The organism is Streptomyces gottesmaniae, from assembly GCF_031845845.1.
Classification (GTDB): Bacteria; Actinomycetota; Actinomycetes; order Streptomycetales; family Streptomycetaceae; genus Streptomyces; species Streptomyces akebiae.
The window spans coordinates 47,134-66,569 of sequence record NZ_JAVRFJ010000001.1; the positions used below are offsets into that span (position 1 = coordinate 47,134).

Consider the following 19,436-nt stretch of genomic DNA (forward strand, 5'->3'; position numbering starts at 1 on the left):
ATGGCCGGCACCCTCGTCCCCGCAGAAAGGTCCGCCGCCATGCGCGACCGGCTCCACACCGACCGGCAACCCGCCCTCTCCGGCCGCGGTTTCTACCTGGGCTCGATGTTCAGAGAGGCCGCCGACCGTCACGGCCCCGTCTTCGTCACGCTGGACCGGCCCCTCGACGTCGACCCCGACAGCGGGACCGACCTCTCCTACACCGCCCTCGCCGACCTCGTCGACGAACTCTCCGGGCGCCTGTGGGAAGCGGGCGTGCGCCCCTCCGAAGAGGTGGTCGTCCACAAGACCGACAACGTCGACATCGTGCTGTTGACCTGCGCGGTATCCCGGATCGGCGCCGTCCCCGTCCTGCTCTCGCCCGGCCTCGCCGGCCCGGTGGTCGGACAGCTCCTCGAACGCCTGCACAAGCCCTGGCTGATCACCGACCGGGCCAAACTCGAAGGCCCCCTGAAGGGCGTCGACCTCACCGGCCTGGTCCGGCGCACACTCGGCGTCGACGACGCCCCGGGCGCCGAACCGCTGCGGAAGTACGTGGGCGCCCCGACCCCGGCCGCGGTCCGCCTGCACCCCCGCGACGCCTCCCTCATCACCCACAGCTCGGGCACCACCGGCCTGCCCAAGCTGGCCGTGCACTGCCCGAACACCATGTGGAACCGGCTCGTCCCGCAGAAGGCCATGGGCTGGCCCACCCGGGGCGAGACCGCCGCCCTGCACATGTCGTTCGTGCACTCGCGCTTCTACCATCTGCTCGGCGTGCTGCTGCACTTCGGCAGCCCGCTGCTCCTGATCGTCGACCCGGAACCGTCGAACGTCGGCCCGCTGCTGGCCCGCCACCGCCCCGGCATCGTCGAGACCCACCCCAACACCTTCGTGCTGTGGGAGGAGCTGGCCGACGCGCCCGGCGCCCCGCTGTCCCGCGTCCGCTCCTACGGTTCCACCTTCGACGCCATCCACCCCCGGACCGTGCAGCGGCTCCTCGACGCCTCGCAGCGGCGCTCGCCCTGGCTCATCCAGCTGTACGGGCAGAGCGAGACGGGCCCGGTCGCCTTCCAGTGGTTCACCCGCAGGAGCGCCGCCCGCGCCGACGGCCGCCGGGTCGGCATCGGCATCCCCGGCTTCACCCGCGTCCGGGTGGCCGACGACGCCGGGCGGCGGGTCGCCCCCGGCACCGCCGGCCGCATCGAGGCCCGCACCCGCGGCCGCATCCTCACCTACCTCGGCGCCCGGGAGCGCTATCTGCGCCAACTCGACAGCGGCTGGTGGCAGATGGGCGACATGGGCTACCAGAGCCGCTGGGGCGCCCTCTACCTCATCGACCGCGAGATCGACCAGATCGACTCCGTGCACAGCAACCTGGAGGTCGAGGACACGCTGATGTCCCGCCTGGAGGAGCTGCGCGAGGTCGTCATCGTCCCCGGCGCCGACCGCGAACCCGTCCCCGTGGTCTGCGTACGCGGCGAACGGCCCCTGGACCTGCGGCGCTGGCACGAGGCCACGGCCGATCTGCCCACCATGGCGGCGCCGAGGCAGTGGCGGTTCGACGAACTTCCGATGACCTCCACCTGGAAGGTCAAACGCGTCGAGATCACCCGCATGCTCGCCGAGAGCACCCGCACATGACGCCTCCCGTCCTCGTCGTGGGCGCGGGACCCGTGGGTCTCTCCGCCGCCCTCGCCCTGCGCGCCCACGACCTCCCCGTCACCCTGCTGGAAGCCGACCCCGAGGGCCGTGAACGCCCCGGCAGCCGCGCCCTGTTCGTGCACCGGGAGACCTTGCAACTGCTGGAGGAGATCCATCCGGGACTCGCGGTCGAGATCGCCGCGTACGGGCGGACCTGGCACACCAGACGCACCCTCTACCGGGGCCGCCAGGTCTACGCCCGCACCTTCCCGCCGCCCACCGGCACCCCGCCCTTCACCAGCCTCCGCCAGGTCGACACCGAGCGCTTCCTGCTCGCCGCCTGCCGGGACGCCGGGGTGGAGTTCGTGTGGGACGCCCGGATCACCGCCGTACGGACCGGTCCGGAGGAGGTGACGCTCACCGGCGAGGACGGCAGGACCTGGACGGGCACCCACGCGGTCGCCGCCGACGGAGCCCGCTCGGCGGTCCGCCGCGAGTTGGGCATTCCGCTGGAGGGCACCCACGGAGAGGGCTTCCACGTCGTCGTGGACGTCGCTGACATTCCCGGGGCCGAACTGCCGCTGGAACGGGTCTTCCACTACGAACACCCGGCGCTCGGCGGCCGCAGCGTCATGCGGGTGCCCTTCACGGGCGGCTTCCAACTCGACCTCCAGTGCCGCGACGACGACGCGACGCAGGAGTACGGCACCCGGGAGGCCGTACGCCGCTGGCTGCCCGAGGTCGTCGGCGACGGCTACGACGAGCGGATCCTGTGGGTGTCCACCTACCGCTTCCTGCGCAAGGTCGCCGCCGACTTCACCGACCCGCACCGCCGGGTGCTGCTGGCCGGCGAGGCCGCGCACCTCTTCCCGCCCTTCGGGGCACGCGGCATGAACAGCGGCATCGCGGACGCGGTCGCCGCGGCCCGCGCGATCGCGGAGGGCACGCCCGAAGCGGTCGGCTCCTTCGCCGGCGTCCGGCGCGCGGCGGGCCTGTTCAACAGCGCCGCCGCCGGCAGCGCCCTGGACCATCTGCGGCCCCGGCGCCGTATCGTCCGGGTCAAGCAGCGGGCGGCGGCGGCCCTCGCCCCGATGGTGCCCCGCTGCGGCGCCTGGCTGGAGCACGCCCCCTACGGACCCCGGCACGGCGCCCCGGCCGTCGCCGGCCGCAAGTACTGAGCCGGCGGCGGGACCCGCACCGGCCACGGACATGGAACCGAAAGACCGACAGGAGTACCGAGTGACACAACCCGCCATCGCGGAAGGTCTGCTGACCTGGTCACCCGAACACGGCCTCGTCCCCGGCCAGGCACAGGGCGGACGCCTCCTCGTAGCGGACTCGTGGCTGCTGCGCGACGGACGGGTGCGCGGCTTCGGCCGGCACCGCGAACGGTTCGTGCGGTCCTGCGGCGAGTGCGGCGCGCCGCCCCTCGGGCAGGTCGTCGACTTCTGGCAGGACATGACCCGCGCCCTGCCGCGCACGGGGGAGTGGTTCCCCCGGGTGGAACTCGCCTCCGGATCACTGGAGTTGAGGCTGCTGCTCCGGCACGCCCCGCCCCTCACGGCCGAGATCCGGGTGTGGGCGGCGGGGCAGCCCGACCCGCGCACCGTGCCCCGCCGCAAGGGGCCGGACCTGGACGCCCTGGCCCGGGTCCGCAGCCGGGCGGCCGGGGTGGACGCCGACGAGGCGATCCTCATCGCGCCCTCCGGCCTGGTGCTGGAGGGCGCGAGCAACAGTCTGCTCTGGTGGGAGGACGACACCCTCTGTCTGCCGCCGCCCCGGCTGCCGCTGCTCGCGGGCGTCACCGTGGCCCTCGTCCTGGAGCACGCCGCCCGCACCGGCGTCCGGGTCGCCCACCGCGAACGCTCCCTGGGGGAGTTGGACGGCCGTGAGGTGTGGCTCGTCAACGCCCTCCACGGCATCCGCCCGGTCGCCGCCTGGACCGGCCGGCCGATGACCCCCGGCCGGGCCGTCCGCGCACCGGAATGGCGGCGATGGCTGGACGGGCTGATGCGGCCGCTGCCGGACCACTGAATTCACAGCGATGTACGGGCGGAGAAGCCCCGGGCCGAAGGGAATTCGGCCCGGCGCTGAAAGTCGTTCAGCGACATACGGGCGCTGAATTGTCGGGAAAAATCCCCGGGAATCCTTTCCCGGGGATTTAGGCGCTACTTCTGGGCGGGCTGGTAGGCCCCCGGAACCATGCGCGTGGCGATGGCGATCCGGTTGTAGGCGTTGATCACGGTCGCCGCCCAGATCAGTGCCGCGACCTGCTGCTCGTCGAAGACCTCGGCCGCCTCGGCGTACACGTCGTCCGGCACCTGGCCGTCGTGGACCAGCGTCACGGCCTCGGTCAACGCCAGGGCGGCGCGCTCGCGGTCGGTGTAGAACGGGGTCTCGCGCCAGGCGCTGAGCGCGTAGATCCGCTGTTCGGTCTCGCCCTGCGCGCGGGCGTCCTTGGTGTGCATGTCCAGGCAGAAGGCGCAGCCGTTGATCTGCGAGGCACGAATTCTGATCAGTTCGAGGATTTCGGGCTCGACCTTCGCGTCCCGGGCCGCGGTGACTGCGGCGCCGTGCAGGGAGCCCATCGCCCCGGAGACATCGGGGGTAATTTTCTTCAACGCCACGCGAGTTATGGATTCGCTGTTGCTCATGGGGGTAACTGTATCTGCGAATTCCCGGCTGTGTAACCGTTTCGTCTCGACGTGGGCTCTCCCACAACCGTCGCCGCCGGTCGCCTGTCTAGGTAGGCAGGACCTACAAAACACTCGAAAGGGAAAGGCCCGTCATGGGGGACATAGGCAGAAGAGGCGCCGTCGCGCTCACGATCACCGCACTGCTGACACCGCTCACGCTCGCGCTCGGCACCGCGCCCGCGCAGGCGGCGAGTTGTACGACGTCGACGGGGCCGTACCAGAAGCAGGTCGAGAAGTTCCTCGGCCGCACGGTCGACGGCAAGCAGTCCGCCGGCGACTGCGAGGCGATCAAGGCCTTCCAGACCAAGCACGGCATCACCCCGAATGCCGGCTACGCGGGAGCCGTCACCTGGGGCGTGATGGACCTCATGAACAAGCAGAAGGCCGTCGGCAAGAACCCCAACAAGGCCGGCAAGTGCCCGACCAACAAGGGCCGTATCGCCTGTGTGAACCTCACGCTCCAGCTCAGCTGGATCCAGGACGGCGCGAAGCTCGTCTACGGCCCCGTCCCGGTCCGCACCGGCCGCGACGGCGACGAGACCCGCACCGGCCTGAAGAAGATCTACTGGCGCAACATCGACCACGTGTCGTCGATCTACCACGTGCCCATGCCCTACGCGCAGTTCTTCGACGGCGGCCAGGCCTTCCACTCCGCCGGCGTCAGCATGTGGAACCCGCCGGGTTCCCGCGGCTGCGTCAACATGACCAAGACGGACGCCAAGAAGTACTGGTCGCTGCTGAAGAAGGGCGACGACGTCTTCGTGTACGGCCGCAAGCCGGGCACCTGACGGGCAGCCAGGAGCCCGGCCCGACGACCGTGCCGAAACGTCACGCCGGGGGCGTCACGCCTCGGGGGCGTCCCCGAAGTCCGGGATCTCCAGCCGTACCCCACCCTGCCGCGCGGACTCGTGCGCGACGATCCCCGGCAGGGTGTAGCGGGCCGCCACCCAGGCGTTCACCGACGGCAGCGTCCGGGTGTTGACGGCGGTCACGAAGTCGTCCACCAGGAAGTGGTGGCTGCCCTCGTGCCCGTTGTGCAGATGGTCGAACTCCCGCGGCAGCCGCGACCGGTCGTGGACCGGCGCCGATCCCGAGGTGAAGGCGGCCCGCAGATCCGGCGCGATGTGCTGGAGCGAGGGGTCGTCCGGGGACAGGGTGGGCTTGGGCTCAAGGAGTTCACTGATGTCCTCGACCCCCTTCTTGTCCTGCCAGAACGCCACCGTCGCGAGCTGCTCCATGCTGGCGTCCGTGCCGAAGAATCGGAAACGCGACTCCCGTATCTGTGAGGGGTAGCCGACCCGCCGGAACTCGTTCGTACGGAACGAACCCCCGCCCGCCACCTCGAACAGCGCGGTCGCGTTGGAGAAGTCGTTGCCGAACTGGCTGACCTCCTTGTCGAACACCCCGTCACCGCGCCCGTCCACGACGCCGATCGCCGACACGCTCACCGCGTGCGTCCGCCAGGCCCCGAGCACCCCGCCCACCGAGTGCGTCGGGTACAGCAGCGGCGGATAGCTGGCGGTCCGCTTCCAGTCCTCGCCGCCGCTGTACTGGTAGGCCTCGTAGAACCCCAGATCCATGTCGTGGACGTAGTCGCCCTCGGCGTAGAAGAGCCGCCCGAACGCCCCCTCCGCGATCCGGTTGCGGGCGTGCACGGTCGCCGGGTTGTACTGGCTCGTCTCACCCATCATGTACGTCAGCCCGGTCGCCCGGACCGCGTCGATGATCGCCGCGATCTCGTCGGCGGTGATCGCCATGGGGACCGCGGAGTAGACGTGCTTGCCGGCGTTCAGGCCCTGGAGCACCAGCGGCCCGTGCGTCCAGCGCTGGGTGAAGATCGCGACGGCGTCGACCGCCTTCGACTCCAGCATCGCCTCGTACGAGGGGAAGGTGCCGGCCAGTCCCTGGGCGGTCACGAGGGCTTCGGCCCGCTCGGGCAGCAGATCGGTGACATAGACGTCGCCGACGCCGGGGTGCGCCTGGAACAGCGTGGCGAACTGGCCGGAGAACTGGCCGGCGCCGACGATGCCGAGGGAGAACGTCATGTGCGGAATGTCCTTCACTGGTCGAGTATCAGATTGATCTGGTCGTTGGTCTCGTCGAGTCCGCTCACCGGTGCCCCGTTGCCGTAGATGTCCTCCATCGCGGGCTGCATGAGCGCGGTGACGTCCGCCGCGTAGTTGGTGATCGGATAGGAGAAGGTCCGGAAGTCCTGCTTGTCCGCCACCGGTTCGGTGAAGGCGGAGACGTCGAGGCCCTTCTTCTCGTACGCCGCGACGGCGGCCTCGGTGCCCGCCGGGGTGGCGGGGAAGACGACGCCGTACCGGCCGACCGTGCTCTGGCAGGCGTCGGAGGCCAGGTACGCCACCCATCTCCGGGCCCCCGCCTTGTTCTTGGAAGCCTTGGTGATGGAGTCGGCGAGGCCGTTCATCATGGTGGCGCGCTTGCCGGTGGGGCCGGCCGGGGTGAGGGCGGTGCCGATGTCCATGCCCTCGAAGCCGGCGTAGGTGGAGATCATCCAGGCGCCGTCGAAGGTGGCCGCCGCCTTGCCCGCCGCCACCTGGGTGTTGGCCTGGTTGGACTGGACGTTGTAGTCGGCGAAGGGCACCATGTAGCCCTTCTCCGCCAGCCCGAAGTACCACGAGATCACGGACTGGAAGGTGTCGCTGTCGTAGCGGTACTCCGTGCCCCAGCGGGCCTTGTCCGTGTAACTCCATCCGGCCGACCCGGTGAAGGGGCTCCACTGGGTCTGTCCGTCGGCGTAACCGCCGCCGTTGCTCGCCAGGCCGTAGACCTTGACGTCGTGTCTGTCGAAGCCCGGTTCGTCGCCCCGCCTGCCCTTGCCGTCGACGGTGAGGCGGGCGACGGCCTTCTCGAAGGTGCCGCCGTCCTCGGGGTTCCAGGAGAGGTCGTTCAGCTCGTCGGCGGTGAGGCCGGCCTCCTTCGCCAGCTCCTTGTTGTAGAAGAGCGCGACGGTGTCCCAGTCCTTCGGGGAGCCGTAGCGGTGGCCGTCCTGGCCGATCCAGTTGGCGGCGAGGCCCGGCTGGTAGTCGGAGTCCTCGATGCCCAGGTCGTCGAGCGGTTCCAGCACGTCCAGATCGGCGAACTGGCCGAACTTCTGGATGTGGTCGGTGAACACGTCCGGCTGGGTGCCCGCGATGAACCCGGCGGTGAGCTTGGTCCAGTAGTCGCTCCACCCCAACTGGCTGATCTTCACCCGCAGTCCGGGGTTCTCCTTCTCGAAGTCCTTGGCGCAGGCCTGGTAGGCGGGCAGCTGGTTGGCGTCCCACAGCCAGTACGTCACCGTGTTCGAGGACGCCCCGGTGCCGTCGCCCTGGGCGCAGCCGGTCACCAGGGACAGCGTCAGCGCCCCGGCCCATGCGGTCAGCGTACGAAGTCGCATCGTCGGTTCCCTCACTTGATCCCGGTGAAGCCGATGGAGCTGACGATGCGGCGGGCGGAGGCGGCGAAGAGCACCAGCATCGGCAGTGCGGCGATCAGCGTCGCCGCCGTGAGCCCCGACCAGTCCACGCCGGTCGCCGGGGTCTGTGCCCGGAAGATCGCCAGTGCCACCGTCAGCACCCGCGAGTCGTCGCTGTAACTGACCATCAGCGGCCAGAAGTAGTCGTTCCAGGAGGTGATGTACGTCAGCACGGACAGGGTGAGGATCGGGGTGGCCGCCATCGGCAGGATCACCCGGGAGAAGATCCTGATCTTCCCGGCGCCGTCCAGCAGGGCCGCCTCCTCGACCTCGTGGGGGATGTTCATGAAGAACTGCCGCAGGAAGAAGACCGCGAACGGTGTCATGAAGAGGCTGGGCAGCGCGATGCCGAGGAGCGAGTCCACCAGGTGCAACTGCTTGATGAGCACGAAGTTCGGCAGCAGCGTGAAGATGGTCGGCACCATCAGCCCGGCCAGGAACAGCCCGAACACCTGGTCACGGCCCCGCCAGCGCAGCCGTGCGAAGGCGTAGGCGGCCATCGCGGAGAAGAGGATCTGGCAGCCGGTGATCAGGGTCGCCACGATCACCGAGTTGAGCAGGTACCGCCAGAAGTCGAGTCCGCCGCCGGCACCGCCCTGGGCGATCGCCTCCTCGGCGGACTGCAGGCCGAGGGCCCGCTCGAAACCGCTGCCGGTGAGACCGACGGGCAGTGGGTTCGCGGGGTCCGCGTTCAGCCCGGCGTTGGTGGAGAGCGCCGTGCGCAGGATCCAGTAGAAGGGCAGCAGGGTGATGAGCACGATCAGGCCCATCACGGTCCAGGCGGCGGCCCGTCCGACGGAGAGCCGGCGCTTCGCCGGCCGTGCGGCCGGCCGCGTCGCCGCGGGCGCGGCAGGTGTCGTCGGTGTGGTCATGGTGGCCATGCGGGTGTCTCCCTTCCGTCAGCCGAGGTCGCTCTGTCCGGCCCTGGTGAGCCGGTACTGCAGGACGGTGATGGCGCTGAGCACGACCAGCAGGGCGACGGACATCGCCGAGGCGTAACCGAACTGGAAGCGGCCGAAGGCGGAGCCGTAGATGTAGAACTGCAGGACGTTCGTGGCGTTCGCGGGGCCACCGGCCGTGGTCACCGCCACGGTGTCGAACACCTGGAACGAACCGATCACCGTCATGATCAGCACCACCGCCAGCACCGGTCGCAGCAGCGGCATGGTGACCCGCCAGAACATCCGCCACTCGCTCGCGCCGTCCACCCTGGCCGCCTCGTACACGTCGTTCGGAATCGCCTGGAGCCCGGCGAACAGGAGCAGTGCGGTGTAGCCGACGTGCCGCCACACGTTGATCAGGGCGATCGTGGGGATCGCCCAGGTCTCGTCGGCGAGGAACGGGATGCGGTCCGCGCCGAGCGCGCCGATGATCTCGTTGCCGATGCCCAGCTGGGTGTCGAGGATCCAGAGCCAGACCAGACCGGCCACCACGTTCGACATCAGATACGGCGTGAGCACGATGCCGCGCAGCAGCGCCGACTGGGTCAGCCGCTGGAGCAGTACGGCGATGGCGAGCGCGGCGACCGTCTGCACACCGATGTTGAGCACCACGTACTCGACCGTGACGGCCAGCGAGTCCCAGAAGATCGGGTCGTTGACCATCCGGACGTAGTTGTCCAGGCCCACCCACTCCGCCGGGGTGAGCAGGTTGAAGCGGGTGAAGCTCAGGTAGATGCCGCGCAGGGTCGGCCAGAGCAGGAAGACCAGGAAGCCGAGCATCGCCGGGGCGATGAAGACGGCGGCCAGGAGGCCGTCGCCCCGTGTGCGGATCGGTGGACTGCTGGAGGCGATGGTCATCGGTGCTCCCTCATCGGCGGCGTTGCCTCAGACTCAGGGCACTTACTTTTGTCGCGGAAGAATTACGGCGTCAAGGGGTGGGTCGGCATCTTCTGGAAGCGGCTTCTGTCGGACTAGGCTGGAGATGTTGTTTCCGCTGCAAAAGAAACAAGGTGTGGGAGTCTGACCCTCATGACCGCACTCGCTGCCAGCTGGCTGCCGCTCAGTCCCGGAGAACGCGCGGTGGCGATCGAGGTGCTCGTGCACGGCCCGCTCTCGCGCACCGAACTCGCGCGGCGCCTCGGCCTGTCCGCCGGAAGCCTCACCCGGCTGACCAAACCGCTGATCGAGTCGGGGCTGCTGGTCGAGACCGCCGAGGGGGCCGCGCTCCCCGAGGTCCGGCAGGGGCGCCCCTCGCAGCCGCTGGACATCGTCGCCGAGTCACGCGCCTTCGTCGGCTTCAAGATCACCGACGACATGGTGTACGCCGTCGTCACCACGCTCCGGAGCGAGATCGTCGCCCGCCACGACCGTCCGCTCCCCACGCGCGAGCCGGAGCGGGTCGCCGACCTGCTCGCCGAGATGACCACCGAACTCGCCCGGGCGCACCCCTCGCTCGCCGGTATCGGCATCGGGGTCGGCGGGCTCGTCCGGCGTCGCGCGGTGGTCGGGGAGTCGCCCTTCCTGGAGTGGCGCGACGTGCCGTTGGCGGCACTCGTCGAGGAGCACACCGGGCTGCCGGTGGTCGTCGAGAACGACGTCGCCGCGCTCGTCGAGGCCGAGACGTGGTTCGGCGCGGGGCGCGGACTGGACCGGTTCGTCGTCCTCACCATCGGCGCGGGCATCGGATACGGGCTGGTCCTGGGAGGCAGGCGCGTGCCCTACGCAGAGGAGGACCGGGGGTTCGGCCGCCACTGGATCGTGGACCCCTCCGGGCCGCTCACCCCCGACGGGGAGCGCGGCAGCGCCGTCTCGCTATTGAGCATCCCCAGCATCCGGTACCAGGTGCGGGCGGCGACCGGGCGTGAGGTGACGTACGAGGAGATCCTGGACGGTGCGGCCGAGGGGGAGCCGATGTGCGCGCGGGTCGTCGGCGAGGCGGGGCGGGCGCTGGGGATCCTGGTGGCCCAGATCGCGAACTTCGTGATGCCGCAGAAGATTTTGCTCGCGGGGGAGGGGGTGGGGCTGATGGCGGTGGCGGCGGAGGCCGTGCACGAGGCCGTCCGCGCTCATCGGCATCCGCTGGCCGCGCCCGTGCCCCTGGAGACGAAGGTGTCCGACTTCCACGACTGGGCGCGGGGGGCGGCCGTGCTCGCCATTCAGGTGCTGGTGCTCGGTACGACGGAGCCGTAAACGCAGAGTGATCAGCTTCACGGTCCGTAATGTCTGAAGTGGCACCTTTACTCACATCGGCTTCACGTTCGAGGACATATGGTTTACACCATGTCCACTACCCCTGATGTCGTCCTGGAAAGAGCGGAAGTACCGGCGCGAACGGCCGCCGAGGTCAACGAGGAGATCCGGGCGCTCTGGTTCCGGAGCGGTGGGACGTTGAACAGGGAGCAGCGGAGCGAGTACGAGCGTCTGGTCCTGGAGTGGGCGGCGCGCTCCTCCGAGTGACCTGCGGCCGGCATCCCGGCTGCCGGGCCCGGTGGGCGCCCGACCACGGGTCCGGCAGGGCTCGCCGTGTGGTTCTCCACGCCCCTTCGGGCGCCCTGACGGCGCGCCGAAGGGGCGGTCCCGTATCTAGTGCCGCGACAGGCAACGTTCGCCCCGTCGCGACGCCCGGCACGCCCTCTCGCCGCACCGGCCGAAAACCCAAGTACATCCAGTACGAGGGCTTTCGGCCGGCACACCGAGAGCACGCACCGGACGCCGCTCCTTGACGGGCAAACGTTGCCTGCCGCGGCACTAGCCCCAGCTCCGCGAGTACTGGCGGCGGTACGCCTGGCGGTCCTGTTCCGTGCGGATGAAACGGGTGGCCGCCAGGGCGACCATGCTTCCGGCGATCACCAGCAGGCCGGGGCCGACGTTGCGGGGGTCGGCGAGGCGGTCGAGGAGGTCGGAGGCGGCCTCGATGGACTCGACGGATTCCACGGCACCCGGTTCGGCGGAGCCCGGGGCGGCGGCACCCTGGGCGTCGTCCTCGGAGCCGTCGGCCGCGGCGGTCGGTCGGGCGGCGGACTGCGGCAGACCGTTCAGCTGGACGCCGAGGTCGTCGAGGGCGTCGGACAGCGGCTGGAAGAACGTCGTACCGCCCGCCTCGCAGTCGCCGTTGCCGCCCGAGGTCACCCCCAGCGCCACTCCTTCCGAGAAGAGCGGGCCCCCACTGTCGCCCGGCTCGGCGCAGACCGTGGTCTCGATGAGACCGGTGACCGTGCCCTCGGGGTAGTTGACCGTGGCGTCGAGGCCGGTCACCTCGCCGTTGCGGAAGCCGCTGGTGCTGCCGCTGCGGAAGACCCGCTGGCCGACCGCCGCGTCACCGACGGAGGTGATGCGCACGCCGCGGCCGTCGCCGACGGAGACGACGTTGGTCTTGTTGCTCGGCGCGTCCTGGAGGTACTGGACGAGCGAGTAGTCGGCACCGGGGAAGTTGGTCTGGGTCGTCCGGCCGATCTCCTGCCGGCCCTGGTCGTCCGAGAACCAGACGGAGCCCTCGGGGCCGCAGTGCCCGGCGGTCAGCATGAAGTCGTTCTCGCCGTCGGTCACGTTGAAGCCGATCGAACAACGCCCGCCGGTCCCGAAGATCGGCTGCGCGCCGTTGAGCCGCATCGTGTACGCGCCCTCGGTGCGCTCCATCCGCACGGAGCCGCCGATCTCCTCGGCGAGGTCGGTCAGGCTCGACCAGTCCTTCTTGGAGACCGTGCTGTCGGCGCGCACCACCACCTCGTTGGAGGCGGGGTCGATCGACCAGGAGGTGCCCGACACCCGGGGTGCCGAACGCAGCGCCTCCGTGGCGGACTTGAGGTCCTCGCCGCTGTACTCGACCATCTTCGGGCGGGCGCCCGCCCGCTCGACCTCGGCGGCGGCCTTCTCGTCGGTGACGGCGACGACCGGGCTGCCGTCCTCGGCGATCCAGGTGCCCGCCGTCCGCTCGGAGCCGAGTTCGGTCAGCAGACCGTTACCGGTGCCGGACGCGGACAGCACCGCGCTCGGGGTCGCGGGCGGGGTGACGGCGGGTTCGGTCGCCATCGCCGCCTGTGTGACCATCAGGGCCCCGCAGATCACTCCACCGGCGGCCGTCAGCCGCGTCACCCGCTTCACGACTCGTCGTCGTGCGTGCCTCATCGCCTGGCTCCCGAACCCCGTCCGACACGGTGTCAACACCGCCAGGGCGTCCGGTCCTTGAGCGCCCTCCTTTCATACGTGCCGTGGTCGGCACATGTTCACCAGTCCGCGTCGACGTATCCCAACGTCCGGTTCATGGCGATCGCACGGTCGTTGGCCGGGTGGTGGACCGTACGGACGGTGCTCACCCCGCAGATCCCGGCGAACCCGATGCCGAAGGTCTTCATGGCCACCGAGATGCCCCGGCCGCGATGCGCGACCCGCACTCCGGTCATCTCGTTGAACACGAACCCCGAACCGCGCCGGTCCGAGGTGGCCGCCATACCGATCCACCGCTCGCCGTCGAGGGCCAGCACGACACCGCGCGGGTCGTAGGAGGACACCTCGAAGCGGAGCCGGTGGTACTCGTCGTACGGGAAGAAGGCACCGCGCTCGGGGATGTCGGCCGAGCACTCCTTGTTGAGTTCATACAACGCCCGGCGGTGCTCCGGGGTGTCACCGAGTTCGGAGAGCGTCGTCAGCCGGATGCCGGAGGTCCGGCACTTGTCGACGTAGGGCTGGAAACGTGCCAGGTCGAAGTCGGCGACGTCCAGCTGGAGCCGGACCGGGTCGGTCGTCATCAGCGCTTGCCTCCCACTCCGCAGTACATGGCCACTTCCGCCGGCTCGCCGGCCTCCTCGTCGGCGGGCTCCGGGCGCCAGCGCGTGCACGAGACGACGCCCGGTTCGAGGAGGTCCAGCCCGTCGAAGAAGCGGGCCACCGTCTCGGGTGTGCGCTGGTTCAGCCGAGGGGTGCCGTGCGCGTTCCACCACGCCGCCGCGATGTCCACATCGGGCCACCGCGGACTGGTGACGGTGTGCGAGAGCATCAGATGGCTGCCGGTGGGCAGGGCGGCCATCAGGCGGCGCACGATGCCGTGCGGGTCCTCGTCGTCGGTGACGAAGGCCAGCACGTCGAGCAGCATCAGTGCGACCGGCCGGGTCAGGTCCAGGGTCCGCGCGGCGTGTTCGAGGATCGAGTCGACGTTGCGCACGTCCTCGTCCACGTGGTCCGTACGACCCTCGGGCGCGCTCGTGAGCAGGGCCCGGGCGTGCACCAGGACCAGTGGGTCGTTGTCGACGTAGACGATCCGCGCGTCCGGGAGGACGCGTTGGGCGACCTCGTGGGTGTTCTCCGCGGTCGGCAGCCCGGCGCCGATGTCCAGGAACTGGCGGATCCCCACCTCGGCGGCCAGATGGCGCACCGCCCGGCGCAGGAAACGCCGGTCCGCGCGGGCGTAGTCGTGGATGCTCGGATGCAGTCGGCGTATCTCGTCCCCGGCCTTGCGGTCGACCTCGTAGTAGTCCCTGCCACCGAGCCAGTAGTTCCAGATCCGTGCCGCGCTCGGCCGCGTGGTGACGATGCGCCGGTTCAGTGACGAGGAGGGGAAGTCCGAGGCTGCCGGGTTGTCCGTCACGGCATCAACTCCTGGATCTTCTGCGAAGGTGCTTTCGTCCAACGGGCAATGTAGACCCGCCGGTTGGTGTTTGCCGACAGTTCGGCGATCTTCACAGCCCCCGCGGCCCGCTCCCCGGCCGTCGTCCGCCCGAAGAAGGTTCGTCGGGCCCTCTCTACTAATCAGTAACTCTTAGGTAGTCTCCCGGCCACTGTTGGACATGACCATGACCAGTGCGGCGAAGGTTCCGACGACCTCGCCGCTTTGACATGAGAAAAAGGGGACGAACATGACAGCAAGCGGTGTGGGACGCCGCATCACCACGGTCGCCACGGTGGCCGTACTGGGCCTGGGCGCTTCGATGACCGCGGCCGTTCCGGCCGCCGCGGCGCCGAGCACGGCCGCGGTCACCGCGACCGCGGCCGCCGAGGTGGACTACGCGACCTGGCAGAAGGACGTGAAGGCCGTCATCGACACGGCCACGCCCTACATACAGCAGCGCACCGCGAACTCCTCGGGGCAGAAGCTCGCCATCGTCTTCGACATCGACAACACGACGCTGGAGACGCACTACACGCCCTGGTACCAGCTGCCGACCCCGGCCATGAAGCCCTCCCTGGCGCTGGCCAAGTACGCCAAGTCCCGTGGGGTCGACGTCTTCTTCGTCACCGCCCGCCCGGGCATCATCGAGTCGCTCACCGAGTGGAACCTGGAGAACGTCGGCTACCCCGTCGACGGCCTCTACGTGCGCGACCTGCCCGACCTGTTCGGCGAGGTCGCCGCCTACAAGACCGCCTCGCGCGCGGACATCGAGTCCGACGGCTACACGATCGTCGCCAACGTCGGCAACAACACCACCGACCTCGTCGGCGGCCACGCCGAGCGCACCTACAAGCTGCCCGACTACGACGGACTGCTGGACTGACGCCGCTCCACCGTCCGTTCCTCGGGGCACGGCCGCCACGGTCTCCAGGCCGGCGGCCGTGCGCCTAGACTCCGCCCATGGCTGACGAAACCACGCTCGACGTCCTCGGCGCGGGTAAATACCTGCTGGTCACCACCTACCGCAAGAACGGCACCACCGTGCCGACACCGGTGTGGGTGGTGCGGGACGGCGACGCGCTCGGCGTCTGGACGGTCGCCGACTCCTGGAAGGTCAAGCGCATCCGGAACCGCGCCGACGTCGTCGTCGGCCCCTGCGACGTGCGCGGCAACCCCACCGGCGACTCCGTCCCCGCCCACGCGGAGATCCTCGACGCGGCCGGCTCCGCCGCCTACCGCAGGCTCATCGCCCGCAAGTACGGCGTCCTCGGCCGTCTCACCCTGCTCGGCAGCCGACTGCGCCGGGGCGCCGACGGCACGGTCGGCATCCGGATCACCCTCACGAAGTGACCCTCACACGCCGTCACCGGCGTGCCCCGTCCGCCACGCCCACGCCGCGATCTCCACCCGGTTCCGCGCGGCGAGCTTGAGCTGGACGCTGCCGAGGTGGGTCTTGACCGTGGAGAGGGACACGAACATCGAGGCGGCGATCTCCGCGTTGGTGTGCCCCAGCGCGACCAGGCGGACGACGTCCAGTTCCCGTTCGGTCAACGCCTCCCGGGGGCGCGGGGCTTCGGGCCCGGCCCGGTCCTCCTTCTCCGCCGTCACGTGCTTGAGGAGCCGGACCGTCACCGACGGCGACACCAGCGAGTCGCCCACCGCCGCCGCGCGAACCGCCTCGGCCAGCAGGGTCGGCCCCGAGTCCTTCAGCAGGAAACCGCAGGCGCCGCCGCGCAGCGCCCCGTAGACGTACTCGTCCAGGTCGAACGTGGTCACCACGACCACCCGCACCGGATCGACCACACCCGGACCGGCCAGCAGCCGGGTCGCCTCCAGGCCGTCCAGCTTCGGCATCCGGATGTCCAGCAGACACACGTCCGGCCGCACCTCACGGGCCAGCCGCACGGCCGTCTCGCCGTCGGCGGCCTCGGCGACCACGGTGATGTCGGGCTGCGCGTCGAGGAAGAAACGGAAGCCGGTGCGGACCATGTCCTGGTCGTCGGCGATCAGGACCCGGATCGGGCTGCGGTCGTTCATGGGCGCATCATGCCTGAAGGAGAAGGACGCGGGTGCGGAGCCTGTGGGCGAAGGGCCCGCGGGTGCACCAGCCTGGGGGAGAGCCTGCGGATGGAGACCGCGGATGGGAGACCGCGGATGGGAGGCCGCGAGTGGGAGGCTGTGGGCCGGGCGCCTGGGCGTCGACGGCGGACGGCTCGACGAGGGTGTGTCAGTCGGCTTCCTGCGCCCGCTCCGCCGTCACCTTCCGCAGCAGCGGCCGACTCCCGGCGAGCGCCGCGAACATGGTGACCGTGCCGAGGGCGACACAGAGGGCGAGGCGCACGGCCCCCGACGCGTCCGGCTCCAGGTGGAACATCTCGTTCACCTTGATGCCGCCGTAGATCCCGGTCGCCGTCGTACCTCCGGCGAGGACCACCAGCGGCAGCGCGGTCTCCCGTATCCGCGCCCGGTCCAGCACCTTCAGCGGCGTACCCGCCAGCCGCAGCAGCGCGTAGACGCGGCGCCGGTCCAGGACCGTGGCCGCCGCGGTGAGTCCGGCGGAGGCCGCGGCGACGAGGAAGCCCAGGGCCAGTACCGCGAGCCCCATCTCGCCGATGAGCCGGGTCGTCGTGTCGGTCTCGGCGTTGACGTAGTCCTGGGTGAACGGCAGGTTCCCGGGGGAGAGGGAGGACAGCGCGGTCGACGCGGTGTCCAACTGCTCCTGCCCGCCGCGCACATGGGCCACGATGCCCTCGTCGCCCAACAGGAGCCCGTCGTGCGTGTCGGAGTCAGTCGCCTCCACCCTTGCTTTCACACCGGCTTCGGTGAGCAACTCCTGTGCTCTACTGGGGAGTTCGTCCACATCCCCGTGTTCCGCGCGCACGGCGACCTGGCCCCGGTGCTCGTAACCCACGAGGCCGACCTGTCCGACGGTGAAGAACCCGGCGACCAGACCCGCGAGGACCAGACCGCTGACCGTGCGCCAGGCGCCGCGGGGATCGTCGCTGAGCCGGCGCGCGGCCAGCAGCGTCGCCGGACGGCGCGCGAAGCGGCTCAGCAGCCTGCCCAGCATGTCGACGACCCAGGGGCCGAGGGTCCAGAACGCCCCGTACACCAGGACGATCAGCGCGAGTGTCTGTCCCGTGCTCAGCCCGCCGCCGTGCGCGGTGACCGCCACATACAGCCCGATGGCGACGAACAGCACCAGCCGGATCAGCTTCGTCCGGCGCGGATCGGCCTGCTGGGCCACGCCCAGCGGGGAACGCGCCACCCCGCGCAGCGTCGTCACCGCGCTGACGGAGGTGAGCGCGGCCACGGCCGCCACCACCACGAGCAGCCAGGGCAGCCCGACCCACAACTGGCCTGTGTACCAGGTGCCGATGCCGTACGGCACCCGGGCCAGGAGCGGCACCAGCAGCGTGTACACGACCCCGCCGAGGAGACCGCCGGCCAGGCCCACCGCAGCCGACTCGACCCCCGTCATCGCCAGAATCTGGCGGGGGGTCGCTCCGGCCAGCCGTAGGGCGGCGAGCCGCTGCTCACGGCGGGCGGCGCCCAGGCGTCCGGCGGCCGAGGCCAGCACGAGCACGGGGACGACGAGGAGGGCGCCGCCGAACAGGGCTGCCTGCTGGTCGAAGGAGGAGAACGGACTGGGCCCGGTGCCGGTGAAGCCGTCCACACGGGCGCGGGCGGCGAGGGCGTCCAGGGCGCTGCCCTCGGCGGCCCGGGTGATCGCCGGGTCGGTGGGTGCGCGGCCGATGACGGCCACGAGTTCCTCGGGGGAGGCTAGCCCGCCGGCGCCGATCGTGCCGTAGCCGCTCGTGACCGGGAAGCGGTCCGCGAGACGCGTCGCCGGCAGCTCCCGCATCAGCTCCGCCAGGGCGGGCGACAGATAGGTGCGCCCCGGTGCGGGGAAGTCGGCGAGACCGGGCGGGGCGGGTGTCGCGGCCCGGTTCGGCAACTGGGCCAGGGAGACGACGGTGACCGGCCGGTGGTCCACGTACGTCGTCCCCAGTGTCTGTACGGCGGTCGCCTCCTTCGCCGCCACCGCCTCGGGGGTGCGCCAGGCCGTGCGGTCGGCCCGGGTGCCGGAGCCCAGGTAGGCGGCCAGGAGCGTCAGGAGGACGAGGGCGCCGGCCGCGGCGGCCGCGACGGACAGGAGGTGGCTCTGCAGGCCACGCCTGCCGGAGGCGCGGGCCAGGTGCCAGGTGAGGGGCAGGACGGGGGAGCGCATTCTGTGTCTCCGGAGATCGAGGGAAGGGATGACCGGCTGCCTGAACGGCCGGTCGGTTCCGGTTCGAGGGCGGGTGCGGGCTGTCCGAGGCTGGTCGCGCGGTTCCCCGCGCCCTCAAGGCGCCCTGCGTGGGGGGCCTAGGCGACCGTGTACTGGCTGTGGCCGGCGATCCGGCCGTCCCGTACCTGGAGGACGCGGTCGCAGTGGGCGGCCACCTCGGCGTCGTGCGTGACCATGACGAGGCAGGCGCCCTGGTCGCGGGTGACCGAGGTGAGGAGACGGATGACCTCCTCGCCGGTGGTCTGGTCGAGGGCGCCCGTGGGCTCGTCGGCGAAGACGACATCGGGCTCCACGGCGAGGGCGCGGGCGATGGCGACGCGCTGGGCCTGGCCGCCGGAGAGCTGACCGGGCCGCCGGTGCTCCAGACCCGCGAGGCCCAGCGGGGCGAACCAGCGGCGTGCGCGCTGCACCGCCTGGCGGCGCGGTACGCCCTCCAGCATCAGCGGGAGCGCGACGTTCTCCTCGGCGGGCAGCTCGGGCAGCAACTGGCCGAACTGGAAGACGAACCCGAACCGCTTGCGGCGCAGGGCGCTCAGCCTGTTCTCGCCCCAGTGGTCGACGCGTTCGCCGCGCAGCAGCACCTGGCCGTCGTCGGGGCGGATGATGCCGGCGAGGGTGTGGAGGAGGGTCGACTTGCCGGAGCCGGACGGGCCCATGATGGCGAGTGACTCACGCTCGGCGACCGCCACGTCCACGCCGGCCAGCGCGGTGGTGGGGCCGTACTTCTTGACGAGGCCGTTGCCGGCCAGGACGGTGCTCATGACGGTGACGGGTCCTTTCGGGGGGACCGGGGGGGTGCTTC

The 19,436-nt window shown here is 70.8% G+C and carries 19 protein-coding genes; 8 read left to right on the forward strand and 11 right to left on the reverse strand.

Going from position 1 to position 19,436, the window contains the following annotated elements; translation table 11 throughout:
• The 3 genes from RM704_RS00180 (at position 1) to RM704_RS00190 (ending at position 3,657) form a co-directional block, all read left to right on the forward strand.
• The gene (locus tag RM704_RS00180; protein ID WP_033528615.1) at positions 1 to 1,623 is read left to right on the forward strand and encodes a class I adenylate-forming enzyme family protein; all 1,623 of its coding nucleotides are present in this window, start codon (positions 1 to 3) and stop codon (positions 1,621 to 1,623) included.
• Complete coding sequence (locus tag RM704_RS00185) at positions 1,620 to 2,801, forward strand: FAD-dependent monooxygenase (RefSeq protein WP_033528616.1); 1,182 nt, start codon at positions 1,620 to 1,622, stop codon at positions 2,799 to 2,801. The genes RM704_RS00180 and RM704_RS00185 overlap by 4 nt, the downstream gene beginning before the upstream one ends.
• A gap of 61 nt (positions 2,802 to 2,862) precedes the next feature.
• Positions 2,863 to 3,657 carry an aminotransferase class IV gene (locus RM704_RS00190; protein WP_033528617.1) on the forward strand — a complete coding sequence of 265 codons (795 nt, stop codon included), beginning with the start codon at positions 2,863 to 2,865 and terminating at the stop codon, positions 3,655 to 3,657.
• A 134-nt stretch (positions 3,658 to 3,791) separates the two neighbouring features.
• On the opposite strand, the gene RM704_RS00195 is transcribed toward RM704_RS00190, so the two are convergent.
• Complete coding sequence (locus RM704_RS00195) at positions 3,792 to 4,277, reverse strand: carboxymuconolactone decarboxylase family protein (protein ID WP_033528618.1); 486 nt, start codon at positions 4,275 to 4,277, stop codon at positions 3,792 to 3,794.
• 134 nt (positions 4,278 to 4,411) lie between these two features.
• Here RM704_RS00195 and RM704_RS00200 point away from each other — a divergent pair, with 134 nt between their 5' ends.
• Positions 4,412 to 5,107, forward strand: a complete 696-nt coding sequence (locus tag RM704_RS00200) for a L,D-transpeptidase family protein (protein WP_033528619.1) — start codon at positions 4,412 to 4,414, stop codon at positions 5,105 to 5,107.
• Positions 5,108 to 5,161: 54 nt separating this feature from the next.
• On the opposite strand, the gene RM704_RS00205 is transcribed toward RM704_RS00200, so the two are convergent.
• Genes RM704_RS00205 through RM704_RS00220 form a run of 4 tightly spaced genes read right to left on the reverse strand, consistent with a single transcriptional unit; the run spans position 5,162 to position 9,599 of the window.
• On the reverse strand, positions 5,162 to 6,364 hold the full coding sequence (locus RM704_RS00205) for a Gfo/Idh/MocA family protein (protein WP_033528620.1): 1,203 nt from the start codon (positions 6,362 to 6,364) through the stop codon (positions 5,162 to 5,164).
• A gap of 14 nt (positions 6,365 to 6,378) precedes the next feature.
• Positions 6,379 to 7,722 (reverse strand): ABC transporter substrate-binding protein, encoded by a 1,344-nt coding sequence (locus RM704_RS00210; RefSeq protein WP_033528621.1) that lies wholly within the window; start codon positions 7,720 to 7,722, stop codon positions 6,379 to 6,381.
• Between the two features lie 11 nt (positions 7,723 to 7,733).
• Positions 7,734 to 8,672 carry a carbohydrate ABC transporter permease gene (locus RM704_RS00215; protein ID WP_052146182.1) on the reverse strand — a complete coding sequence of 313 codons (939 nt, stop codon included), beginning with the start codon at positions 8,670 to 8,672 and terminating at the stop codon, positions 7,734 to 7,736.
• 27 nt (positions 8,673 to 8,699) lie between these two features.
• A complete protein-coding gene (locus RM704_RS00220) occupies positions 8,700 to 9,599 on the reverse strand; it encodes a carbohydrate ABC transporter permease (RefSeq protein WP_033528623.1) in 900 nt (299 codons plus the stop codon).
• 171 nt (positions 9,600 to 9,770) lie between these two features.
• Here RM704_RS00220 and RM704_RS00225 point away from each other — a divergent pair, with 171 nt between their 5' ends.
• Together RM704_RS00225 and RM704_RS00230 are read left to right on the forward strand one after the other, a co-directional pair.
• Complete coding sequence (locus RM704_RS00225) at positions 9,771 to 10,931, forward strand: ROK family transcriptional regulator (RefSeq protein WP_033528624.1); 1,161 nt, start codon at positions 9,771 to 9,773, stop codon at positions 10,929 to 10,931.
• 90 nt (positions 10,932 to 11,021) lie between these two features.
• A complete protein-coding gene (locus RM704_RS00230) occupies positions 11,022 to 11,198 on the forward strand; it encodes a hypothetical protein (RefSeq protein WP_438828873.1) in 177 nt (58 codons plus the stop codon).
• Between the two features lie 291 nt (positions 11,199 to 11,489).
• On the opposite strand, the gene RM704_RS00235 is transcribed toward RM704_RS00230, so the two are convergent.
• From RM704_RS00235 to RM704_RS00245, 3 genes are all read right to left on the reverse strand, one after another.
• Positions 11,490 to 12,866 (reverse strand): S1 family peptidase, encoded by a 1,377-nt coding sequence (locus tag RM704_RS00235; protein WP_033528626.1) that lies wholly within the window; start codon positions 12,864 to 12,866, stop codon positions 11,490 to 11,492.
• Between the two features lie 98 nt (positions 12,867 to 12,964).
• Positions 12,965 to 13,486, reverse strand: a complete 522-nt coding sequence (locus RM704_RS00240) for a GNAT family N-acetyltransferase (RefSeq protein ID WP_192829704.1) — start codon at positions 13,484 to 13,486, stop codon at positions 12,965 to 12,967.
• Positions 13,486 to 14,322 (reverse strand): SAM-dependent methyltransferase, encoded by an 837-nt coding sequence (locus RM704_RS00245; protein WP_033528627.1) that lies wholly within the window; start codon positions 14,320 to 14,322, stop codon positions 13,486 to 13,488. Before RM704_RS00245 ends, RM704_RS00240 begins: the two co-directional genes overlap by 1 nt.
• A gap of 268 nt (positions 14,323 to 14,590) precedes the next feature.
• Between RM704_RS00245 and RM704_RS00250 the strand changes: the two genes are divergently transcribed.
• Together RM704_RS00250 and RM704_RS00255 are read left to right on the forward strand one after the other, a co-directional pair.
• A complete protein-coding gene (locus RM704_RS00250) occupies positions 14,591 to 15,226 on the forward strand; it encodes an HAD family acid phosphatase (protein WP_033528628.1) in 636 nt (211 codons plus the stop codon).
• 77 nt (positions 15,227 to 15,303) lie between these two features.
• On the forward strand, positions 15,304 to 15,693 hold the full coding sequence (locus RM704_RS00255) for a PPOX class F420-dependent oxidoreductase (RefSeq protein ID WP_033528629.1): 390 nt from the start codon (positions 15,304 to 15,306) through the stop codon (positions 15,691 to 15,693).
• Positions 15,694 to 15,696: 3 nt separating this feature from the next.
• Here the strand turns inward: RM704_RS00255 and RM704_RS00260 are convergent, their stop codons facing one another.
• From RM704_RS00260 to RM704_RS00270, 3 genes are all read right to left on the reverse strand, one after another.
• Positions 15,697 to 16,380 carry a response regulator gene (locus tag RM704_RS00260; protein ID WP_033528630.1) on the reverse strand — a complete coding sequence of 228 codons (684 nt, stop codon included), beginning with the start codon at positions 16,378 to 16,380 and terminating at the stop codon, positions 15,697 to 15,699.
• A gap of 190 nt (positions 16,381 to 16,570) precedes the next feature.
• Positions 16,571 to 18,574 (reverse strand): FtsX-like permease family protein, encoded by a 2,004-nt coding sequence (locus RM704_RS00265; RefSeq protein WP_033528631.1) that lies wholly within the window; start codon positions 18,572 to 18,574, stop codon positions 16,571 to 16,573.
• A 137-nt stretch (positions 18,575 to 18,711) separates the two neighbouring features.
• Positions 18,712 to 19,395: an ABC transporter ATP-binding protein gene (locus RM704_RS00270; protein WP_033528632.1), complete on the reverse strand. Its 684-nt coding sequence runs from the start codon at positions 19,393 to 19,395 to the stop codon at positions 18,712 to 18,714.
• Between the last annotated feature and the right edge of the window lie 41 nt (positions 19,396 to 19,436).